At 69.5% G+C, this 21,395-nt stretch carries 17 protein-coding genes; 10 read left to right on the top strand and 7 right to left on the bottom strand.

Annotation, left to right across the window (positions count from 1 at the left end; translation table 11 throughout):
• Nucleotides 1–27 precede the first annotated feature (27 nt).
• From AAF430_09175 to AAF430_09200, 6 genes are all read left to right on the top strand, one after another.
• Nucleotides 28–555 carry an adenine phosphoribosyltransferase gene (locus tag AAF430_09175; GenBank protein MEM7410391.1) on the top strand — a complete coding sequence of 176 codons (528 nt, stop codon included), beginning with the start codon at nucleotides 28–30 and terminating at the stop codon, nucleotides 553–555.
• A 4-nt stretch (nucleotides 556–559) separates the two neighbouring features.
• The gene (gene mtnA / locus AAF430_09180; protein ID MEM7410392.1) at nucleotides 560–1,651 is read left to right on the top strand and encodes an S-methyl-5-thioribose-1-phosphate isomerase; all 1,092 of its coding nucleotides are present in this window, start codon (nucleotides 560–562) and stop codon (nucleotides 1,649–1,651) included.
• Nucleotides 1,652–1,661: 10 nt separating this feature from the next.
• Complete coding sequence (gene rsmI / locus AAF430_09185) at nucleotides 1,662–2,486, top strand: 16S rRNA (cytidine(1402)-2'-O)-methyltransferase (GenBank protein ID MEM7410393.1); 825 nt, start codon at nucleotides 1,662–1,664, stop codon at nucleotides 2,484–2,486.
• A gap of 84 nt (nucleotides 2,487–2,570) precedes the next feature.
• Nucleotides 2,571–3,209 (top strand): hypothetical protein, encoded by a 639-nt coding sequence (locus AAF430_09190; protein ID MEM7410394.1) that lies wholly within the window; start codon nucleotides 2,571–2,573, stop codon nucleotides 3,207–3,209.
• 7 nt (nucleotides 3,210–3,216) lie between these two features.
• Entirely contained in the window at nucleotides 3,217–3,672 is a 456-nt protein-coding gene (locus AAF430_09195; GenBank protein MEM7410395.1) for a hypothetical protein, read from the top strand.
• 151 nt (nucleotides 3,673–3,823) lie between these two features.
• Nucleotides 3,824–6,700, top strand: a complete 2,877-nt coding sequence (locus AAF430_09200) for a penicillin acylase family protein (GenBank protein ID MEM7410396.1) — start codon at nucleotides 3,824–3,826, stop codon at nucleotides 6,698–6,700.
• A 55-nt stretch (nucleotides 6,701–6,755) separates the two neighbouring features.
• Here AAF430_09200 and AAF430_09205 read toward each other — a convergent pair whose 3' ends face one another.
• Nucleotides 6,756–7,613, bottom strand: coding sequence for an alpha/beta hydrolase (locus AAF430_09205; protein MEM7410397.1), 858 nt, complete (start codon nucleotides 7,611–7,613; stop codon nucleotides 6,756–6,758).
• A gap of 123 nt (nucleotides 7,614–7,736) precedes the next feature.
• Here AAF430_09205 and AAF430_09210 point away from each other — a divergent pair, with 123 nt between their 5' ends.
• On the top strand, nucleotides 7,737–8,348 hold the full coding sequence (locus AAF430_09210; protein ID MEM7410398.1) for a TetR/AcrR family transcriptional regulator: 612 nt from the start codon (nucleotides 7,737–7,739) through the stop codon (nucleotides 8,346–8,348).
• Here AAF430_09210 and ligA read toward each other — a convergent pair.
• Nucleotides 8,345–10,402, bottom strand: a complete 2,058-nt coding sequence (gene ligA, locus AAF430_09215) for an NAD-dependent DNA ligase LigA (GenBank protein MEM7410399.1) — start codon at nucleotides 10,400–10,402, stop codon at nucleotides 8,345–8,347. The genes AAF430_09210 and ligA overlap by 4 nt on opposite strands.
• 123 nt (nucleotides 10,403–10,525) lie before the next feature.
• On the opposite strand from ligA, the gene AAF430_09220 reads away from it, so the two are divergent.
• Together AAF430_09220 and AAF430_09225 are read left to right on the top strand one after the other, a co-directional pair.
• A complete protein-coding gene (locus AAF430_09220) occupies nucleotides 10,526–11,698 on the top strand; it encodes a HAMP domain-containing sensor histidine kinase (protein ID MEM7410400.1) in 1,173 nt (390 codons plus the stop codon).
• Nucleotides 11,695–13,110, top strand: a complete 1,416-nt coding sequence (locus AAF430_09225) for a sigma-54 dependent transcriptional regulator (GenBank protein MEM7410401.1) — start codon at nucleotides 11,695–11,697, stop codon at nucleotides 13,108–13,110. The genes AAF430_09220 and AAF430_09225 overlap by 4 nt, the downstream gene beginning before the upstream one ends.
• Before the next feature lie 24 nt (nucleotides 13,111–13,134).
• Here AAF430_09225 and AAF430_09230 read toward each other — a convergent pair whose 3' ends face one another.
• From AAF430_09230 to AAF430_09250, 5 genes are all read right to left on the bottom strand, one after another.
• Nucleotides 13,135–14,001 (bottom strand): LLM class F420-dependent oxidoreductase, encoded by an 867-nt coding sequence (locus AAF430_09230; protein MEM7410402.1) that lies wholly within the window; start codon nucleotides 13,999–14,001, stop codon nucleotides 13,135–13,137.
• Nucleotides 14,002–14,085: 84 nt separating this feature from the next.
• Nucleotides 14,086–15,234: a glycosyltransferase gene (locus AAF430_09235; protein ID MEM7410403.1), complete on the bottom strand. Its 1,149-nt coding sequence runs from the start codon at nucleotides 15,232–15,234 to the stop codon at nucleotides 14,086–14,088.
• A 53-nt stretch (nucleotides 15,235–15,287) separates the two neighbouring features.
• Nucleotides 15,288–16,550: a nucleotide sugar dehydrogenase gene (locus AAF430_09240; GenBank protein ID MEM7410404.1), complete on the bottom strand. Its 1,263-nt coding sequence runs from the start codon at nucleotides 16,548–16,550 to the stop codon at nucleotides 15,288–15,290.
• Nucleotides 16,547–18,298 carry a carbamoyltransferase C-terminal domain-containing protein gene (locus AAF430_09245; GenBank protein ID MEM7410405.1) on the bottom strand — a complete coding sequence of 584 codons (1,752 nt, stop codon included), beginning with the start codon at nucleotides 18,296–18,298 and terminating at the stop codon, nucleotides 16,547–16,549. Before AAF430_09245 ends, AAF430_09240 begins: the two co-directional genes overlap by 4 nt.
• A gap of 12 nt (nucleotides 18,299–18,310) precedes the next feature.
• On the bottom strand, nucleotides 18,311–20,071 hold the full coding sequence (locus AAF430_09250; protein ID MEM7410406.1) for an alginate lyase family protein: 1,761 nt from the start codon (nucleotides 20,069–20,071) through the stop codon (nucleotides 18,311–18,313).
• 106 nt (nucleotides 20,072–20,177) lie between these two features.
• On the opposite strand from AAF430_09250, the gene manA reads away from it, so the two are divergent.
• Nucleotides 20,178–21,392: a mannose-6-phosphate isomerase, class I gene (manA, locus tag AAF430_09255; protein ID MEM7410407.1), complete on the top strand. Its 1,215-nt coding sequence runs from the start codon at nucleotides 20,178–20,180 to the stop codon at nucleotides 21,390–21,392.
• Nucleotides 21,393–21,395 lie beyond the last annotated feature (3 nt).

Consider the following 21,395-nt stretch of genomic DNA (forward strand, 5'->3'; position numbering starts at 1 on the left):
CGCCTCGCGAGGCCGCTGGAGACCGACATGCCGATCAAGTCCCGCATCCGCACGATTCCGGATCACCCGAAGCCCGGGATCCAGTTCCGCGACATCACCACCTTGCTCCAGGACCCGGTCGGGCTGTCGCTGTCGGCGCAGCAGACCGCCGAGGCGTACAAGGGCGTAACGGTCGACAAGGTCGCGGGGATCGAAGCGCGCGGATTCATCCTCGGCGGCGCGGTCGCGATCGCGCTGCAGGCCGGCTTCGTCGCCGTGCGCAAGCAGGGGAAGCTGCCCTACACGACCCTGGGCCAGGACTACGAGCTCGAGTACGGCACCGATCGCGTCGAGATCCACACCGACGCCATCGCGCCGGGCGAGCGGATCCTGATCATCGACGACCTGATCGCGACGGGCGGGACCGCCGAAGCGACGGTCGACCTCGTAGAGCAGGCCGGCGGCGAGATCGTCGGCTGCGCGTTCATCGTCGATCTCCCGGATCTCGGCGGCGCCGATCGCCTGCGCGGGCGGGGAATCGAGGTGCACTCGCTGTGCGCGTTCGAGGGCGAGTAGCCCGGTGAACGTCGGCGGTACGCCCCGGCGGACGCTGTGGCTTGGCGAGGATGGACACAGCGTCGAGATCATCGACCAGACGCGCCTCCCCCATGCCTTCGAGACCGTCTCCCTGCGCGGTCTCGAGGACGCCGAACGCGCGATCCGCGACATGCTCGTGCGGGGCGCCCCGCTGATCGGCGTCACGGCGGCCTACGGCGTGTGTCTGGGCCTCCGCGAGGACCCGAGCGACGCCGGACTCGAACGCGCCTGCGCGCGCCTGCTCGCGACGCGTCCCACCGCGGTCAACCTGCGGTGGGCCCTCGAGGAGATGCAGACGCTGCTGGGGCCCGTCGCGCCCGAGGCCCGCGTCGATCGCGCCTATGCGCGCGCGTCGGAGATCGCCGAGGAAGACGTCGCCCTGTGTCGCGCGATCGGCGAGCACGGCGCGAAGTTGCTCGCCGACCTGCCGCGTCGTGGCGATCGGCCGCTGCAGGTGCTCACCCATTGCAACGCCGGCTGGCTCGCCGCGATCGACTGGGGCACCGCGCTCGCCCCGCTCTACGTCGCCCATGAGCAAGGGCTGCCGCTCGAAGTGTGGGTCGACGAGACGCGGCCGCGCAATCAGGGGGCGAGCTTGACGGCCTGGGAGCTCGCCGAGCATGGCATCTCGCACCGGGTGGTCGCGGACAACGCTGGCGGTCACCTGATGCGCACCGGCCAGGTCGACGTCTGCATCACGGGCTCCGACCGCACGACCGCCGACGGCGACGTCTGCAACAAGATCGGCACGTACCTGAAGGCCCTCGCGGCCCACGACAACGGGATTCCCTTCTACGTGGCGCTTCCCTACAGCACCATCGACTGGACCCTCGGAGACGGTGCCGCGATCGAGATCGAGGATCGCGGCGAAGCCGAGGTGCGGTGGATCTCCGGCCGCGACGCCGACGGGCGGATCGTCGCCGTCGATCTCCTTCCCGCCGAGAGCGGCGCGGCGAACCCGGCTTTCGACGTCACGCCCGCGCGGCTGGTGACGCGGCTGATCACCGAACGGGGTGCCTGCGAAGCGTCGCGTGCCGGGCTCGAAGGGCTCTACCCCGAGCGCGTGCGCGCCTGAGCGGCGCCCCATGGCCACCCTCTTCGTCGTCGCCACTCCGATCGGGAACCTCGAGGACACCACGCCGCGGGCGCTCCGGGTGCTCGCCGAGGCGCGGCTCGTGCTCGCCGAGGACACCCGCCAGACCCGCAAGCTCCTCGATCACTTCGAGGTGTCGGCGAAGCCCGTGTCGCTCCACGGTCACAACGAGGCGCGGCGCGTCGACACCGTCCTCGAAGTGCTCGAGGCCGGCGGCGACGTCGCCCTCGTGAGCGACGCCGGAACGCCCCTGGTCTCGGACCCGGGCGAGCGCGTCGTGCGCGCCGCACTCGACGCGGGACACACGGTCAGCCCGGTGCCCGGGGCGTCGGCCCCGGTCGCGGCGCTGGTGGCGTCCGGGCTGCCCACCCTGCCGTTCCTGTTCGCCGGCTTTCCGCCCCGCAAGACCAAGGCGCGCGCGGCCTTCTTCGCCGACCTCGCCCCGCGACCCGAGACGCTCGTCTTCTTCGAATCGCCCCGGCGCCTCGCCGACACGTTGGCCGCCATGCTCGACGCCTTCGGGCCGCGGCCGGCCTGCGTCGCCCGCGAGCTGACGAAGCTCCACGAGACGATCACCCGGGCACCCCTCGACGAACTGGTTCGCCAGTTCGAGGAGCCGCCCCGCGGCGAAGTGACGCTCGTGGTAGCCGGGCGACCGGGCCCGGCCCCCGCCGCCTCGGAGGCGGTGCTCGCCGCGGCGCTGCGTGCCCGAGAGGCGGCCGGCGGATCGCCGTCGGAGATCGCGCGCGACGTCGCCAGGGCTACGGGCCTCCCCCGCGCGGAGATCTACGCGCGGCTGCTCGAACGCGGCGACTGACCCCCGCCCCGCGCGCCGCCGGCGCCGTCAAGCGGTGTCGCCGCTCAGCCGATGCCGAGGAGGCTCTCCCCGGAGGTGTCTCCCATGACCCATTCCATCTGGTACGACGAGAAGGCGATCTTCGACGCCCTGGTCGTGCTGACCGACGAGACGGTCTACGTCGCGAACCCCACCGCGAAGCAGGGTGCCGAGCTCAAGGCGCGTCTCGACGCTGGGGAGCCGCCGCGCCAGGTGCTGAAGGACGAGGGGCAGCGGATCCCGCTCGCTTCGCTGACCCGGATTCGCTGGGACCAGAAGTCCGACGACATCGACCTCGACTACCGCGAGGGCAAGGAGAAGGACTCGAAGAACATCACTTTCGAGCGACGCGAATGGCGCGACGCCTTCGCGGCCGAACTCCAGCAGGCCCATGCGGATTGGGAGGCGAAGACGGTCGAGTACTCGGTCTTCCGGGCGATCCTCGGGCCGGCCGTCTTCGGCGCGTTCGTGGCCGGCGTCACCTGGCTCCTGCATCTGGCGGCGGTCGAGATCGCCGCGGGCGAATCCGCCGAGATCTCGGGCCGACACGCCCTCGTCAAGAAGCTCCTGGCGCTCGGCCTCGAGTGGGTCGGTCCGGCGGGCGTGCTCGTGATCGGGGGGCTGATGCTGGCGGCGACGGTGTTCGTCCTGGGCCAACGGGCCGGTGACCCGCCGATCGTAACCACGCTGCGCCCGCCCCGCTGAGCGCATCGTGACCATCGCAGCGGTCGGCAACTTCATCGTCTACGGAATGTTCGCCTTCTTCGGCGGCATCTTCGCGTTGATCGTCCTGGCCGTCCTGTTCGGCAAGCGCATCGAGCGCAAGTGGGACTACGAAGCGGATTTCCGGGACGAGCGCGGCCGCGAGATCGGCGAGCTCGACGTCGAGCTCTTCCGCGTCATCGAAGACAAGCGCGCGGCGGTGCAGCCCGACTTCCAGCTGAAGGTGAAGTTCGTGCTGCGCCACCCGGCCTTGACCCCGGGGCAGGGGCTCGTGGTGCGCCTCGCCGGAGAGCCCATCTTCGAGCAGACCCTCTCCGAGTCGGGCCGCGTCCTCCTGCGTGAGGACGCGCTCTGCAGCCAGATCAAGTCGCCGCGCGTGGGTGACCTCGTCACCGTCGAGGTCGGGGGCGCCGAGCTCTTCAGCGAGCCGCTTCGCCGGGACTAGGCCCCGTTCCACGAGCCGACGCACTTCGGTTTCCCCCATCCGGGGGAGAGGCCCGCGCCCGGTCCGCCGGCTTGCGTCTTGCGCCGCGTCGCGCGCGGGGTTCAGAATCGGTATCGAGCCGACTCTGGCTCGCGCGCCCACGGAGGATGCCATGCGCTCGACCCTGCGATTGATGTGGCTCGTGCTTCCGATCTCCTTCTCGCTGGGAATCGGTGGCTGTCCGGGAACCGAGATCGAGCTCCCGGGCCTCGAGGATCGCGTGAAGCTGACGACCGATCGCAACGGCGTCTGGCACATCGAAGCGGAGAACGACAACGATCTCGCGATCGCCCAGGGCTACGTTCAGTGCCGCGATCGTCTCTTCCAGATGGATCAGACCCGGCGGCAGGTGGATGGAACCGAGAGCGAGCTGTTGGGGCTCTCTCGCCTGAACGCCGACATCCAGGCCCGTGTCGTGGGGCTACACCGTGCCGCCCAGCGATCCCTCGACGCCGCGCCCCCCGAGTTCCAGGCGCTGCTGCAGGCGTTCGCCGACGGCGTGAACCACTGCATCCTGACGGTGCCGCTCCCGCCCGAGTACGCGCTGCTCGAGCTGACGACGGTGCGCCCTTGGGAGCCCCTCGACAGTCTGAAGATCGGCAAGGCGATCGCCGCGAACCTCTCCCTCGACATCGATACGGGTCCAACCCAGCAGCTCTTCGCCTACACGGCCGCCGGGATCGCGAACGGCTTCGACGGACAAGCCCTGTTCTCCGAGGACGTGTTCCGCGCAGCACCGATGGATTCCGCATCGACGGTGCCGGACGCCACGAACGGAACGCCCTTCGCGGTCGATTGGAACGCGGCGAAGGCGCGGCACCTTGCGTCGGCGTCGAAAGCCGCCGCGCGCGCGGCCCGCAAGCTCGATGCGCACCCGATGTTCTCGCTGGCGATGAACCGCCGGGAGAGTTTCGTGGGAAGCAACGAATGGGGTGTGACGGGGAGTGCCGCGCGCGGCGGGAAGCCGATCATCGCCAACGACCCGCATCTCTCCCTCAACGCGCCGTCGACCTTCTGGGAGTGGCACCTCCGGGTCAACGACGATCCCGACAACGGGTCGATGAACGTGAGCGGTGTGGGTTTCCCCGGTACACCCGGCGTGATTCTCGGGCAGAACGAGCGCGTTACCTGGGGCGCAACGACCAACCCGATGGACGTCGCCGACGTCTTCCAGGATCGGCTGCTCGTCGCCCAGGCCGACTGTCTGTTGATCGGTGCCCTCGCCTGCATCGAGAGCCCTCCGGGCACGTTCCACCCGGTCGAACTGGAACTCGGGGTGACGTATTTCTTCAACGTGGTGGGCGACGGAGTCCAGGACAACCTGATCCAGGCGACGGGCCTGCCGCCGGAGGCGGAGATCATCGCGACGGTTCCCTTCCGCAGCTTCGGCCCCGTCCTCGACATCACGGATCCGAGCGTCCTTCAGCCTCCCTTCGGGACGACCGAGGTGCTCGTGCTCCAGTACACGGGTTTCCACGCCACCCAGGAGCTGCAGACCTTCGTCGCCTGGAATCGTGCGTCGAACCTCGCCGAGTTCGTAGCGGCGCTGCAGGACTTCGACGTCGGCTCCCAGAACTGGGCCTACGCGGATGTCGACGGCAACCTCGCCTACTACGCGAGCGCCGAGATGCCCCTGCGAAGCGACCTGGAGCAGGGCGTCGTTGCCGGAGTCCCGCCGTACATCGTGCGCGACGGCATGTCAGGAGCGAACAACTGGGTCCCCGATCCCGCGCGCAGTCAGGGGCAGGCGATCCCCTTCGCGATCCTGCCCTTCGACGAGATGCCCCAGACCCTCAACCCGGAGAACGAGTTCTTCGTCAACGCGAACAATGACCCGGCCGGGACGACCCTCGACAACGACCCGCTGAACCAGGTGCGGACCTCGAACCCGAATGCGATCTACTACCTGAACCCGGGCTATGCCCTCGGCCTGCGCGCCGGCCGGATCACCCAGCTCATCGAGGACGAGATCGCGAGCGGCCGCGTCTCGTTCGCCGAGATGAAGAAGTTCCAGGCCAACACCCAGCAGCTCGATGCCGAGCTGCTCGTGCCGTTCCTGCTCGACGCCTTCGCGAACGCGAGTGAGCCCGCAGCGCCGGCGGCGCTCGCCGCGCTCGCCGCGGACCCGGGCGTGTCGGAAGCGCTGGGCCGCCTCGAACACTGGGACTTCTCGACGCCCACGGGTCTGGACGAAGGTTGGGACGCGTCGGACTTCTTCGGCTTCCGCTTCCCGCTGAATCACCGCAAGGGCGGGGGACAGGCCGAGATCGACGCCAGCGTGGCGGCCACTCTCTACAACATGTGGCGCGGCTTCGCGGTGCGGAACATCGTCGACGCACGCCTCGCGGGGTTCGGGCTCGGTGCGGGGTCGACCGAGGCGTTGAAGGCGCTGCACAACCTGCTCGATCAGGCCCCCTACACGGGAATCGCAGCAGCCGGGATCGACTGGATTCCGGAGCCGGCCGCCCTCGACGCCGAGGATCGGCGCGACCTCGCGTTGCTCCAGGCCATGCGCGACGCCCTCGACCAGCTGGCGTCGAACGACCTCGCCCCCGCCTTCGGCAACTCGACGAACCAGGAGGACTACCGCTGGGGGAAGCTCCACCGGATCGTCTTCGATCACCCCTTCGACGACACGCTCAGCATCCCGCCGAAGGGCGGCTTCGACGACGTCAGCCCGGAGCTGCGCGGCGTGGCGCGGGACGGCGGCTACAACGTCGTGAACGCCTCGGGATTCTCGGCCCGAGCGACCGGGCTCGACAGCTTCCGTTTCGGGGGCGGCCCGGTGCGCCGCTACGTCGGGACGCCGAACCGGGGTCGCATCTTCGGCGTGAACCAGGTGCCGGGCGGGCCGGCGGGGGATCCGGACGATCCCGACTACGCCACCCAGCTCGCCGTGTGGCTGACGGCCGACTACCACCTCGTCAACATGACGCGGATCATCCCCGGCGAGCGCGAGACCTTCGTGCCGCCGCCGCCGGCTCCCTGAGCGAAGGGAGATCGTCGGAGGCGGGCCCCCCGCCTCCGACGACAACCGCCTCCGACTACAACCGAGACAGGAAGCTCCGCATCGCCTCGACGAGTGGCTCGGGCCGATCCTCGGGGACGAAGCTCCTGCTGTCGTCGATCCACACGACCTCGGCGTGGGGGAGGCGGTCGGCCAGGGCGCGCGCATGCTTGGGCAGGAAGACCTGGTCTTCGCTCGCCCACGCCAGCAGCGTCGGCTTCGTGAACCCTTCGAGCTTCGCGGCCGCTTCGAGGGTGATGCGGGGGTCGATGCTGCGCACGAGCTTCCCGGCATCGCGTCGGATGCCCGCGTCGCGCAGCACCGGGCCGACGTAGCTCTCGGCGATCTCGGGCGGCAGGCGCCGCTTCACGAGGCCGCCGAGCACGAGCGGCGAGTAGCGGATCGCATCGAAGCGGAGCGTCTGGAGCGTGAGGTCGAAGAGCGTTTGCGACTTCGCCAGCCACTCGAGAGGCCGGAAGCGCGGCGGCAGGAAGTTCTCGAAGGCGTCGCACGGCGTGAGCACGATGCCGCCGACGCGTTCGGGCTGGGTGGTGATCAGGTGCTGGGTGATGGCGCCGCCCGTGTCGTTGGCCACCAGGACGACGTCGTGGAGATCGAGCGTTTCGAGGAACTCGGCCACGCTGGCGGCCACGGTCTCGATCGTGTGCTCGGCGTCGGCGGGGCGCGCGACGTCATGGGAGCCGAGCGGCCAGTCGGGTGTGATGCAGTGCGCGACGTCGGAGAGACCCGGGACGACCTTGCGCCACAGGTCGCCGTTCACGAGCAGTCCATGCACGAAGACCAGGGGCCGGCCTTCGCCGCGCTCGCGGTAGGACAGCGGGCCGGAAGAGAGGGAAACCGAACGGCACTCGCCGAGGTCGGGAGAGATCGGCATGCAGCCTCCTGGGCCTGGCGCTGGCGCCAACGGGGCCCTGAGCCCCGTGTCGCCAATCGCGTGGAGGCCTCAATTTACATACAAACAGTTTGTATGTAAATGATCTGGAGCTAGAGTTCGCCCGTGCCCGATCGCGTGCCCAACGCCGAACGCCGCGCTCAGACCCGCGCGAAGCTTCTCGCGTGCGCCCGCGTCCTGTTCACGGAGAAGGGCTTCGCCGAGGCGAGCACCGACGAGATCGCCTCGGCGGCCGGGGTGACCCGCGGTGCGCTCTATCATCAGTTCGCCGACAAGACGGCGCTCTTCGAGGCGGTCCTCGACGAGGTCGAGGCCGAGATCGCCGCCGAACTCCTGCGAGACGTCCCGGGGGACGACCCAGCCACGGTCCTGAAGCACGCGTCGCGCCGGCTGCTCGAGCTCTGTCAGCGCGACGACCTGCGCCGCATCACCCTGGTCGAAGCGCCTTCGGTGGTGGGTTGGGCGAAGTGGCGCGAGATCGACGCGCGCCACGGCTTCGGGCTCCTGCAGGCGGTGCTGGGCGAAGCCGCGCGGCGCGGTCAGATCCCCGCCGAACGTGTGGTCCCCCTGGCCCATCTGTTCCTTGGCGCCGCCAGCGAGGCGGCCTTGGCATTGGCCCAGACGCCCGAAGACGATGCTGCGCGTGAACGCATGACGGGGTCCTTGGAGTGGCTCGTCGATCGCCTGCTCGCCGAGCCGGAAGGCGAAGGGCCCTAGGCTTCCTCGTCTTCCGCTTCGGGTTCTTCCGGCGGTCCCTCGCGCAGCAGGGTCTCGAGACCGGCCTGGTCGAGCACTTCGACTTCCAGTTTCCGTGCCTTCTCGAGTTTGCTGCCGGGCTCGGCGCCCGCGACGACGTAGCTCGTCTTCTTCGACACCGAGCCGGTCACCTTGCCACCCTGGGCCTCGATCTGGGCCTTGGCATCGCTGCGGGTCATACCGTCGAGGGTGCCGGTGAGGACGAAGGTCCTCCCCTGGAGCGGGCCCTCGCCGCGCACTGGCGCCGGCGCGTTCTTCGGCCAACGCATTCCGAGCTCGCGCAGCGCCTTCACCTCGGCGTGGTTGCGGGCATCCGCGAAGAACGCGACCACGCTCTCGGCGATGATGGGTCCGACGCCCTCGACGGCTTCGAGCTCTTCACCGGAAGCCGCGAGCAGGGGGTCGAGGTCGCCGAAGTGCGCCGCCAGGATCTCCCCGACGGTCGCACCGACGTGGCGGATCCCGAGGGCGACGAGGAATCGCGCGAGGGTGGTGTCCTTCGCGCGTTCGAGACCGGCGAGGAGATTCTCGGCGGATTTCTCACCCATGCGCTCCAGCTCGAGGATCGTGCCCTGCTCGAGGCGGAACAGATCCGAGAGGCGGCTGACCAGGCCGGCCTCGACCAGCTGGTCGACGAGCTTGCTGCCGAGCCCCTCGATGTCCAGGGCACCACGCCCGGCCAGGTGACTCAGGTTGTTCTTGAGCTGGGCAGGACAATCGAGGTTCGGACAGCGTGTGACGACCTCTTCCTCGAGTCGCACCGCCTTGGCGTCGCAGACCGGGCAGGTCTTGGGGAAGACGAACTTGCGCGTACCGCGTGGACGCTTGTCGCGCACCACCTTCACGATCTGGGGGATCACGTCGCCGGCGCGCTGCACGACCACGGTGTCGCGGACCCGCACGTCCTTGCGCTCGATCTCGTCGCGGTTGTGCAACGAGGCGTTCGAGACCGTCACGCCGCCGACGTGGACGGGTTCGAGCTTCGCGACCGGCGTGAGTGCGCCTGTCCGACCCACCTGGATTTCGATTCCGAGCACCTGGGTGGTTTCCTGAGAGGGCGGGAACTTGTAGGCGATCGCCCAGCGCGGGGCGCGCGAGAGGGTGCCGAGCTCGTTCTGCAGGTCGAGCCGATCCACCTTCACGACGCTGCCGTCGATCTCGACGTCCAGCCCATCCCGCTGCTCGAGCAGCGCCTCGTGGGCGGCCACGACGGCCTCGACGCCCTCGCAGTGCCGGCTCTCGGGGCTCGTGGCGAATCCCCAGCCGGCCAGGGCGGCCAGGATCTCTTGCTGGGTGGTGATCTCGGCGGGTAGTCCTTCTCCGGCGGCGTAGGCGAAGAACTCGAGCGCCCCGAGGCGGTCCGTATCGATGTCGTGGAGCTGCCGCAGCGCTCCGGCGGCGGCGTTGCGCGGGTTGGCAAAGGGCTCGAGGTCGCGCGCGAGCCGCTTCTCGTTCAGGCGCTCGAAGCGCGCGGTCGGCAGTACGACCTCCCCGCGCACGGAGAGACGGCCGGCCACCGGGGTGTCCAACACCAGCGGAATGCTCGGAGACTGCTTCAGGTTCGCCGTCACTTCCTCGCCGACGCGACCGTCCCCGCGCGTCGCACCGGCGACGAGGTGGCCGTCCTGGTAGACGAGCTCGACCCCCGCGCCGTCCAGCTTCGGCTCGACGAAGTAGGCGAGCTCCCGTTCGGTCTCGAGGAAACGTCGGACCCGCTCGTCGAAGGCCCGGATCTCCTCGGCGTCCATCGCGTTGTCGAGGGAGAGCATCGGGACGCGGTGCTCGAACTCGGCGAATCCCTCGGCCGGGGGCGCGCCCACGCGGCGGGTCGGGGAATCCGGGCGGACGACCCCGGTCTCGGCCTCGAGCGCCTCGAGCTCGCGGAACAGCCGATCGTACTCGGCGTCGGAGATCTCCGGCGCGTCCTCCTGGTGATAGAGCCGCAGGTGCCGGTTCAGCTCGACGCAGAGCGCGTCCATGCGACGGGCGGCTTCCGGGGCGAGGTCCTGGCTCAAAATCGCTCGTCTCCGCAGGGGGTTCCGCCACTCAAGTGGGGGCCGAATCGGGGCGATGAACCCGGAGATGTACCGGGTAGCCTCGCAGGGCGCCTCGCGCCAGCGCCGACCTGGGGCCCGTTCGTGACGTCGGCCCGGGTCTCGAAGCGCATGCCCGATCCGCGGATCCAGCAGCTCGCGGTGGCGGTGCCCGATGGCGTGGCCTGGGTCGCGGACGGCTGCATTGCCTGGGCGAACGATCGCCTGGTGGAGCTCGCCGGTCGCGGGACGGCCCTGGTCGGGACCAAGCTGGTCGACCTTCTCTCCGACTCAGGGGGCGGCCTGCCGGGCGAGGCGCCGGGACCCGCGATCGAGTGCGAGATGCGTCGTCCGGCCGGGGACGTGCGCACCGTGGTGTGCCACTGCGCCTGGAACGACCCGGACGAAGGCACGGCTGCCTACGTCCTTCAGGACCTGAGCCACGTACGCCGGCTCGAGACCGAACTGCTCCACGCGGGCCAGGAACTCTCACGCCTGCACCGAGACCTGGAGTCGCGACGCGAGCAGCTGCGCCGTGAGCGCAGCGAGCGCGAGGAGCTCCTGACGGTCGTGAGCCACGAGCTGCGCACGCCGGTGACGGTGATCGGTGGCTACAACCGGCTGCTGTTGGGTGACGAGGTCGGTCCGCTCAACGAGGAACAGCGCAAGTTCCTGGAAGAGAGCAACCGCAGCTGCGCCCGGCTCGACTCGTTCATCGGGAACCTCCTCGCCGCGTCCCACGCGACGAAGGGCGACGAGGTGCTCGAACTCGGCCACGCCCCGCTGGCGCCCGTGCTCGAGGGGGTGGCCGCCATGTTCCGCCCGATGCTGGAAGAGGGCGGGCTGACCCTGTGCCTCGACCTCGACGACGAAGCGCCGACCGCGCGCTTCGACCGTCTGCGGCTCGAGCAGGTGCTCTCGAACCTCGTGGGCAACGCGATCAAGTTCACGCCCCACGGCGGTCGGATCGAGATCACGACCGAAGCCTATGAGACGCCGGACGCCGAGTGGGTGCGCCGCTGGGTCGAGATCCGCGTTTCGGACGACGGCGTCGGCGTCGAAACCGAAGACCGCGAGCGCGTCTTCGAGCCCTACGTCCAGACCGGTGAGGCGCGCGGCGCCGGCGGTCTCGGACTCGGGCTGGCGATCTGTCGGCGACTCGTCGAGGCCCACGGAGGTTCGATCCGCTTGGAGGAGAGCGCGGGGGGCGGTTGCTGCTTCCGTTTCGCGCTGCCCGCCGAGACGCCCCCTGAACTGCTGTGCCGGAGGCCCGCGTGAGCGCGAAGAAGTCCGAAACCCGTCAGCGCGTGCTGGTCGTCGACGACGCCGAGGGCATCCGCGCCTTCCTGGCCAACCTCCTCGAGCTCAAGGGCTTCGTGGTGGACACGGCCGAAGACGGGCGCCGTGCGCTGGCGCTGCTCGAAGGGGGGGCGGCTCCCGACGTGATCATCCTCGACGTCATGATGCCGGGGCTGGACGGGGTCGAGACGCTGCGCCGCATCCGTGATTTCGACGCCGAGGTCCCGGTCGTCATGCTCTCGGTCGTCGGCAAGGCGAGCACGATCGTCGAGGCGATGCAGCTCGGCGCTTCGGACTACCTGAACAAGCCCTTCGAAGAGAGCGAGCTCGAGGCCACGCTGGCGAAGGTGCTGGAGCTGCGCTCGCTCGAGCAGGAGCGCGCGGAGCTTGCCGACCAGGTGGTACCGACCGGGGACCAGGCGGTCTGGGGAAGCGACGCGATGCGCGCGATTCGCGCCACCCTGGAGCAGGTCGCCGACACCGACGTGACGATCCTGATCCAGGGGGAGAGCGGCGTCGGCAAGGAGATCATCGCTCGCACGGCCCACGACCTCTCGACACGCGCGGAGAAGCCCTTCATCAAGGTGAACTGCGCAGCCCTTCCCGCCGAGCTCCTCGAGAGCGAGCTCTTCGGCTACGAGAAGGGCGCGTTCACCGGCGCGGCTGCACGCAAGCAGGGCAAGTTCGAGATGGCCCACCGCGGAACCATCTTCCTCGACGAGATCGGGGAGATGAGCCCGGCCCTCCAGGCGAAGCTCTTGCAGGTGCTGCAGGACAGCGAGTTCACGCGCCTGGGCGGCAACCGCGAGGTGAAGGTCGACGTTCGCGTCGTGTGCGCCACGAATCGGCGCCTGGTCGAGATGGTGGCCGACGGCGGGTTCCGCGAAGACCTCTACTTCCGTCTCAACGTGGTCAGTCTCGAGGTGCCGCCGCTGCGCGAGCGACGCGAGGAGGTCCCGCTGCTGGTGGACGTCTTCTTGCGGCGTCTGGCGGCCCGCTACGGGAAGTCGGTGATCACTCTGTCGGAGACCCTGGTGAGCGAGCTCGATCGCTACCCGTTCCCGGGGAACGTCCGTGAGCTCGAGAACCTGATCAAGCGCGTCGTCATCCTCGAGCGCGAAGACTCAGTGATCGCCGAGCTTCGCGCCCAGCCCGCCGACGCCCGCTCCGGTGAGGCGCTCGCGGCCCTGATCGATGGACTCGAAGCGTCGGCCGGCGATCTGCCCCTGCGCGAGGTCGGTCGACGCGTCGCTCTCGAGGCCGAGCGTGAAGCGATCGACCGCGTGCTGCGCTTCACCCACTGGAACCGCAAGCAGGCGGCGCGCCTGCTCGGCGTCTCCTACAAGACGCTGCTGTCGAAGATCAAGGACTGCGGCCTGTCGCCGGAGTAGCCGGCGCCGTCCCGCTCCCTCGGATCAGCCGAGCTTCGACATCACCTCGCCGCCGAAGCGGTCCAGGTTCTCGATCGGGTTGCCACCGCCGAGCGCTTGGAGCGGGATGATCAGCCGCGAAACGCCGAGATCTTCGTACTGCTGCACGACCTCGGGGCCCTCCATCGCCGGCACCCACATGCAGCTCACCTCGATCTCCTTCGCGTCGCGCCCGTGGGCGGCACAGGCCTCGCCGAGCTGGGCCATCATCGGCTTCAGCTGGTCCACCGAGGCGGTCGGCGCGTACCAGCCCTCGCCGTACTTCGCGACGCGCTCGAAGGCCTTGCCCTTCGAGCCGCCGATCACCACGGGGAAGGGCGTCTGGACCGGCAGCGGGTAGCTCTTGAAGCCGCTCCAGTCGAGGAAGTCGCTCTGGTGTTCGACCACGTCGCCGGACCACACCTTGCGCATTGCTTCGACGGCGTCGTCGAAGCGCGCGCCGCGACGCTCGAAGGGAACACCCATCGCGCGGAACTCTTCCTTGAGCCAACCGATGCCGATGCCGAGCATGAAGCGTCCGCCCGTCACGACGTCCAGACTCGCCGCTTGCTTCGCGAGATAGAGCGGGTTCGACTGGGAGAGGATGTTCACCCCGGTGCCGAAGCGCAGGTGCTTCGTGTGCTGGGCCGCCGCGGCCACCGCGATCAGCGGGTCGACGAAGGGCGTCTCGGGCGTCACGCCCATCTTTCCGTCGGCCGAGTAGGGGTACTTGCTCTGGTAGTCCACGGGCACGATCACGTGCTCGAAGGTCCAGACCGATTCGAGCCCGACCTCCTCCGCCTTCTGGGCCAGGGTGACGATCGATTCGAGGCGATCGGCCCCGACGTTGATGGGGATGAGTGCGATCTTCATGGGGGGCTCCCTTCGGTGCGTGGGAGCGGAATGTACCGGGCAGGAGGCGCGAAGGGGAGGGCAGCCTCCGCTCTGGCCCGAACTTCAAGACGCGGCGTCGACGCCGGCGACCTCGAAGAGCACCTTTTCCAGGTTCTCGAAGTGGGCTTCCCAGGTCCAGTGCTGCTCGACGAAGCGGCGGGCAGCGTCTCCCAGCTGGCGACGCTGCTCGGCGTCCTTCAGCAGGGACGCGACGGCCGCGGCGAAACCCTCCGGGTCCTCGCGCACGAGCAGGTGCTCTTCGGGAACCCCCTGGATGCCTTCGTTCGCCGCCGCCGTGGCCACCACGGGCAGCGCGCATCCCATCGCCTGCACCAGCTTGTTCTGCATGCCCGCGGCGATCCGCAGCGGCGCCACTGCCACCTCGGCGCGGCAGAGCCAGTCGGTGACGTCGGGTACCTCGCCGGTCACCTCGATGACCCCGGGCTCGGCCAGCGCCTCGACGGCCCGCTGGGGATTGCGACCGACGATCCAGAACTTCGCGTGGGGCACCTCTGCCCGCACCCGCGGCAGGATCTCCTGGGCGAACCAGCTCACCGCGTCGACGTTCGTGTAGGTCGACATGACCCCGGTGATCACGATTGCGCCGGGCTCTTTCTCGTAGCCCTGCACCCGATCGAGCGGGGGGACGTCTTGCCCATGGGGGCACACGACCGCGTTCGGGACCGGGGCCGTCTGCTCGAGGGCCTCGATGTCCGACGGGCCACACAGAAACACCCGGTCGAAGTCCGCGGCGGCCGCGGGCTCGTAGGGACGCACCTTCGCCACCTCGAGACCGTAGAAGACCTTCCGCATCGGGTCGGAGACGTGTTCGAGCATGCGCCCCAGGTTGAGTGCCTGGCAGATCTGCATGCCCATCACCTTCGGCACCGCTGCGTGGCGCGTGTACTCGGCCATCCGGATCAGATGGGTGTAGACGACGTCGTAGCCCTCTTCAGCGAGGCGTTCTTGGAGGAGCTCGCGCATCTCCGACGACCGGTAGTACTCGGTCTGCATCGGACGGCGGAAGGGCAGGGTGAGCGCGGTCGACGCGTAGGAGCGCCACTTCGACAGGTGCACCGCGTCGATGCGTCGACACACGTCCGAGAGACCTTCGCGCAGGACGCGCTCGTCGCTTTCGCTCTCGACGAAGCACGCGAGGTCCACCGTGTGCCCGCGATCGACCAGATAACGCACCAGCCGATCGACGGTCATGGAATCAGCCATGGTCGGCGGCCAGGGCGGCCGGGCGCAGACGGCCAGGATCTTCATGCCAGGCGGAGGACTTGCTTCCCCTGGGCTCGCCACTCGTCGTCGAGGGCGTACTCCGGGCTGCCGTGTCCGATGACCACGAGCTCGGCGTCGGCGACTGCCGTCGCGACATCGTCGACCAGCAGCCGGTTGATGTGGGGCAGGCTCTTCTCGAGGAAGGCCTGGTTCGAGCCGTGCAGGCGCGAGAGCAGCACTGCCGGGTCATGGATGTGGAGCTCCAGGCCCTCGCCGATCATGCGCTTCGCGAGTGCGAGGAACGGGCTCTCGCGCAGGTCGTCGGTGCCCGCTTTGAACGCGAGGCCGAGCAGGGCGACGCGCCGGGCGCCGCTGGCCAACACCGCCGCGAGTGCGCGCGCGACCGGGACCTCGTTCGACGACAGGATGCCGTCGAGCATCGGGACCGGGATGTTCTTGTCGCTCGCCGCGAAGGTCAGGGCGCGCAGGTCCTTCGGGAGGCAGCTGCCGCCGAACGCGAAGCCCGGACGCAGGTAGACCGGCGAGATGTTGAGCTTCGTGTCCTTCGCCACGATCTCCATCACGCGCTCCGGGTCGGCGCCTGCGGCTTCCCAGACCCGGCCGACTTCGTTGGCGAAGGTGACCTTCATCGCGTGGAAGGCGTTGTCCGTGTATTTGATCGCCTCGGCGACCTCGAGCGGCACCGAGAAGCGCTCGGCCTCGACGCCGTCGTAGAGGGCGAGCACCGGCGCACCGACGCCCGGCTCGCGTTCGCCGACGAGGATGCGCGGCGGCGCGTCGTAGTCGCGCAGGGACGTGCCCTCGCGCAGGAACTCGGGGTTCGTGCAGACATCCCAGCCTTCGCCCACGGCCCGACCCGAAGCGCGCTCGACCTCGGGGAGGACGTGGCCCCGGGTGCTGCCGGGCAGCACGGTGCTGCGCACCACGACGCGGTGGTCGTCCGCGGTGAGCGAGAGCTTCGAGCCGATCTGGGCCGCGACCTGGCGGACGTAGCCCAGGTCGAGGGAGCCATCGGGCTGGCTCGGGGTCCCCACGCAGATCAGCGAGACGTCGGAGCCGCGCAGGCCGTCGGCGGGATCGTCCGTGGCGCGGAGGCGTCCGGCGCTCACCGCTTCGGCCACGATCTCGTCCACGCCGGGCTCGAGCACGGGGGACTCGCCCCGGTTCAGGGTGTCGATCTTCGGTGCCGCGACGTCGACGCCGACGACTTCATGCCCATCGCGGGCCAGCGCGGCGGCGGTCACCGAGCCGACGTAGCCCAGCCCGAAGACCGTGACCTTCACTCTCCGGCTCCGTTGACACGCGGCGGCGGTGCTCCGACGACGGGTCCGAGCTCGGGGTTCTCCACCAGGAAGGGGCCGATCGCCAGGTAGTCGAGGTGGCCGCGCACGAAGCTGCGCACCGCGTCCTGGGGCGTACACACGATCGGCTCCTCGTGCATGTTGAACGAGGTGTTCACGACGGTGCCGACGCCGGTCAGCTTCCGGTACTCGCCGAGCACTTTGTGGAAGGACGGGTTGGTCTCGGCGCGCACGATCTGGGGCCGCGCCGTGCCGTCGACGTGCACCGCAGCCGGGCAGTTTCGTTTGAACTCTTCCGAGCAGTCCGAGGTGATCGTCATGAACTCGGCCGTGTGCTCGGCGCCGCGCAGGTCGCGGAAGCTCGCGTGCGCCTCGTCTTCGATCGTGGCCGGCGCGAAGGGCATGAACTCGGTGCGGTCGAGCCGCTTGTTCAGCCAGTCGTTCACCGACGCATCTGCGCAGTGGTAGAGGATCGAGCGGTTGCCGAGCGAGCGCGGTCCGAACTCCATGCGGCCGTTGAAGCGCGCGACCACGCGACCCTCGGCGAGCTTCGCCGCGATCTCCTTCTCGACCTCGTCGTGGCGCACGGGCTCGAGGCCCTCGGCGCGGATCGCGTTGCGCATCTCGTCTTCGTCGTACTCGGGCCCGAGGTAGACGCTCTCGAGTCGGAAGGGCGCGAGCGAGCCGCGCTCCAGGGCCAGCCGTTGCAGCGGGCCGCCGAAGGCGAGGCCGCCGTCGCCCATGGCCGGCTGGACGAAGATGTGCGAGAAGCCCATCTCCTTGACCAGCTTGTTGAGCTTCACGTTGGCGAAGACGCCGCCCGCCAGGCAGATCGGGCGCCCGTCGAGGCGCGGGAGCGTCTGCTCGATCATGCGCGTCACGTCGCGCTCGAGCAGATACTGGATCGCCCAGGCGAGGTCCATGTTCGACCAGTCGCCGAAGATGGTCTGGCGAATGCCGCGCAGCTCCTGCAGCGCCTCGTCGAACGCCGTGTCGCCCTCGGTGGAGCCGTGGTTCGAATGGAGCATGAAGAAGTAGGGGCGTCCTTCGCGGGACGACCACACCTTCGCGAGCCAGCCCTCGAGCAGTCGCAGGAGCTTGTCGTCGGGGGTGCCGTGGGCGGAGAGCCCGGTCACCTTGCCGGCATGGCGATGCGGATGGAATCCGAGCATCGCCGTCATGTACTCGTAGTTGTGTCCGAGCGGGAACTCGGTGTGGAAGCGAGCCTTGATCGGATGCAGCCGGCCGCCCTTCCCCTCGAAGACGCGGGAGCTGTAGGTGTCGCCGACCCCATCCACCGTCACCACCCAGGCCTCGTCGAAGCCCGACGGGAAGTACGCGCTCGCTGCGTGACAGGTGTGGTGATCGATGTGGTTGCGATCGATCCCGGGGAATACGGCGCCTTCGGTCTGGCGCGTGCGCCCGAGCGCGACGTCGAGCAGCTTGCGGAAGCGCTTCGGGTGGACGTCCTGCAGCTTTCCGTGGGTGGCGTTGTAGAACGCGAGCTGGGCTTCGCGACCGAAGCGCTGCTGCAGGGGCAGACCGCCGTGGACCGCACGCGCGCCCGAGAGGTCGTAGTGTTTGCCCACGTAGGCCGCCGCGAGATCGGGCCAGCCGCCCTGCATCTTCACGCGGCTGAAGCGTTCCTCGGAGACGGCGCACTGGGGCCGTCCGTCCTCCTCGACGAGGACGACACTGGCTTCATGACTGCGGTGAAATCCGACCAGCACGAACGGGCCTATTTAGCAGATTCGCCCGACGCGGGGCAGAGCGAGACCGAGGTGGGCACATCGGCGCTCTGGGGAGCCCAGCTGAGGGTGAGTTGGGGGGGTTTCGAGGGCGAGCGTCACCCGACCCTCGGAGTGGGTCAAGGCGCCGGCTCGGGGATTCAGGGGACCCGCGCCGACCCACCACCCCCCGGCCCAGGGAAGCTGCGTTTCCGAGACGAGGCGATGGCGACGCATGGATTGCGTTTCTCCGAAGCGTTCGTGAAGGGGGGCTGGGGAGACCTCGGCGTCCCCGTCCAGCGGCAGGATCTGGACCGAGGCGTCCGAGGCATTCGGGTGTTCGTGGAGGTGGCTCTCGAGGCGGTGCCGTCCCTGTCCCGCCACCCAATCGAGGACGACGAGCCCCTCGGGACCGAGAGCCCATAGACGATAGGGGACCGGCCCGCCGGGAAGGTGACGGTAGGCATCGTGAGACGCGCAAAGCCAGCTCCAAGTTCCCGAGATTCCGTGGGCCCGCACCCGCGCCCGGCTGCGCCGACCCACCCGGAAGCTGCCCCACAGCTCGAGCTGCTCCACTCCATCCACACCGACGGTGTTGTGGGAGGCCGTGCTGCGCACGCGTTGCCGGTCCGGTCCGGGGTCGTACGAGAGGGTGCCCGTGTCGGTGATGACGCGGGTCGTGCGGTGGCTCAGGTCGAAGGACAGGAGGTCGGCGTGGGCGTGGCCCATCTGCTCGTCCGGGGCGTGGTCGCCCACCCGGGCCACGAGCCGCCAGGCGCCGGCCGTGAGGGGCGCCAGTCCGCTGTGGCGGTCGGGCCGTTCGGGTGGCTGCGGCGAGAGCTGGGCCCGCAGCGCGGTCAGGAGCGGAGGAACGGCCTCTCCGAGCCACCCGTCGCCCTGCAGCGGGATCTCGCCATCCCCGAGGACCACGGCCTCCAGGAAGCCGGCCATCGCGGCCAGGGCCGCGTCGAGCCAGGCCGGGGCCGCGTCGCCGAGCAGAAGCTTCGTCTCGAAGAGGTCGCGGGTGCAGATCGCGTGGTAGAAGGGGGCCCGCTCGTAGTGGCCCCCATCGGGCAGCACCTGCTCGACCACCTGCTCCTGGAGCCAGTCGAGTGCGTCGGGAACGCCGCCGACCAGCTCCTGGGCGAAGACCAGTCCCACGGCGTCGCGAAACAGGTGGTTGCCGCGCAGGTCGAGCTCGAGGTTGTCGCGGAGGAAGAGCCCGTGCAGCCCCAGCTCGCGACCGAGCCAGCGCAGGTCGTCGGCGGGGTGTCCAGCTTCGACGTGGAACGCCGCGGCGCTGGCCCAGTGGAGGATTCGCGTGGCGACGGCGCGCCCGTTCCACACGTCCATCGCGAAATCGCGACAGCCGATCGGCGATGCGTCGCGCCAGCTACGGGCCAGCGCGAAGGCCCGGTCGCCGAACTCGCGGTTGCCAGTCTCCGCCGCTGCGCGCGCCAGATCGATCGCGTAGGAGAACTCGTGCAGGTGCGTCTTCCAGAGGCGGGTGCCCCGGTCGAAGTCCTCGCGAAACCAATCGACCTCGGCGCCGAGCAGCTCCGAGCGGCCAAGGAAGGCGAAGCGACCGACCAGCGCATCGCGCGCAACCGCGAGGGCGTCCGCTTCGGCGCGTCGCGTGCGATGCCAGGCGGCCAAGCGCGCCAGACCCGGGTGATCCCAACGGGCCTCGGGGAGCCGCTCGGCCCGCGCGACGTAGCGGGCATCGATCACTTCGGGGCGGCGTTCCCAGAGTGCGCGACGAATCCGGTAGCGCACGCGGTGGGCGATCTGGCTCGGTCGCAGATGCGCCGCCGTGCGCCATGTCCGTCCGAGATTCGCCAGCGTCGCGCTCCTTGCGCTGCGACGATAGGCTGATCCCTCGATGGACGCGACCCGCCTCTGGCCTCTCGAAGGCGTCGTGCAGCGCTACGCCTGGGGATCTCGAACCGCGATCCCCGAGTTCCTAGGGGTAGCGCCCGACGGAGAACCGCAGGCCGAACTCTGGCTCGGAGCGCATCCGAACGCGCCCGCTCGCGTGCGCCCGGACGCAGGCGATGCAGCCTCGCTGGATGCGTGTATCGCCCGCGATCCCGACGCCGTGTTGGGCGCGGACGTGGCGCGTCGCTTCGACGGGCAGCTTCCCTTTCTCGTAAAGGTCCTCGCGGCGGAGGCGCCGCTCTCGATCCAAGCGCATCCCAACTCGGAGCAGGCCATCGAAGGCTTCGCTCGGGAAGGGCGTCGCGGCCTTCCTCGAACTGCGGAGACCCGCTGCTACCGAGACCCGCACCCGAAACCCGAGCTGATCTGTGCGATCGCGCCGTTTCGCGCGCTCAGCCGTTTTCGGAGCGCGGCGGACATCGAGGCGCGTATCACCGCTCTCCGGGTTCCCGAGCTGGAAACCGTCCTCGTTCCCCTCCGCGAAGCCCCCGATCGCGACGGACTGGCCGCATTCTTCCAGCGCTGGATGACCCTCGGCGACGCCAAGCGAGCGGGGATCCTGGGTCGCGTGGTTGCGGCGGCGTCCGTGCGTTCCGCGTCGGATCCAGCGTGTGCCGAGGTGGAGCACCTCGCGGGTGTGTACCCCGGGGATCCCGGCGTCCTGGCCCCACTCTTCCTGAATTTGGTAGAGCTGCAGCCCGGCGAAGCCATGTATCTCCCGGCGGGTGAGCTCCATAGCTATCTCCGCGGCGTTGCCGTGGAGGTGATGGCGAACTCCGACAACGTCATTCGCGGAGGATTGACGCCGAAGCACGTCGATGTCGACGAGTTGCTCTCGATCCTGAGTTTCGCTTCCGGTGACGTCGACGTGATGCACGCGGTGCCGAACGGGAGCCACGAGGCACGCTACGCCACGCCGAATCCCGAGTTTGCTATGTCGGTGGTTCAGCCGGGAGCCGCGGGTTGGCGATCCCCTGGATCGCGTGGCGCCGAGGTCGTTCTCTGTATCGAGGGTCGCCTCCGCGCTACGGACGCGTCGGGGCGAAACATCGCGATGGACACCGGGTCGAGCCTGTTCGCCCCAGCCGCGGCGAAAGGGTACACACTGCACGGGGGCGGCACGGCGTTCCGCGTACACGCTCCGCCGCCCGGCGGCTGAACC

It is taken from the genome of Myxococcota bacterium, assembly GCA_039030075.1.
Classification (GTDB): Bacteria; Myxococcota_A; UBA9160; order UBA9160; family SMWR01; genus JAHEJV01.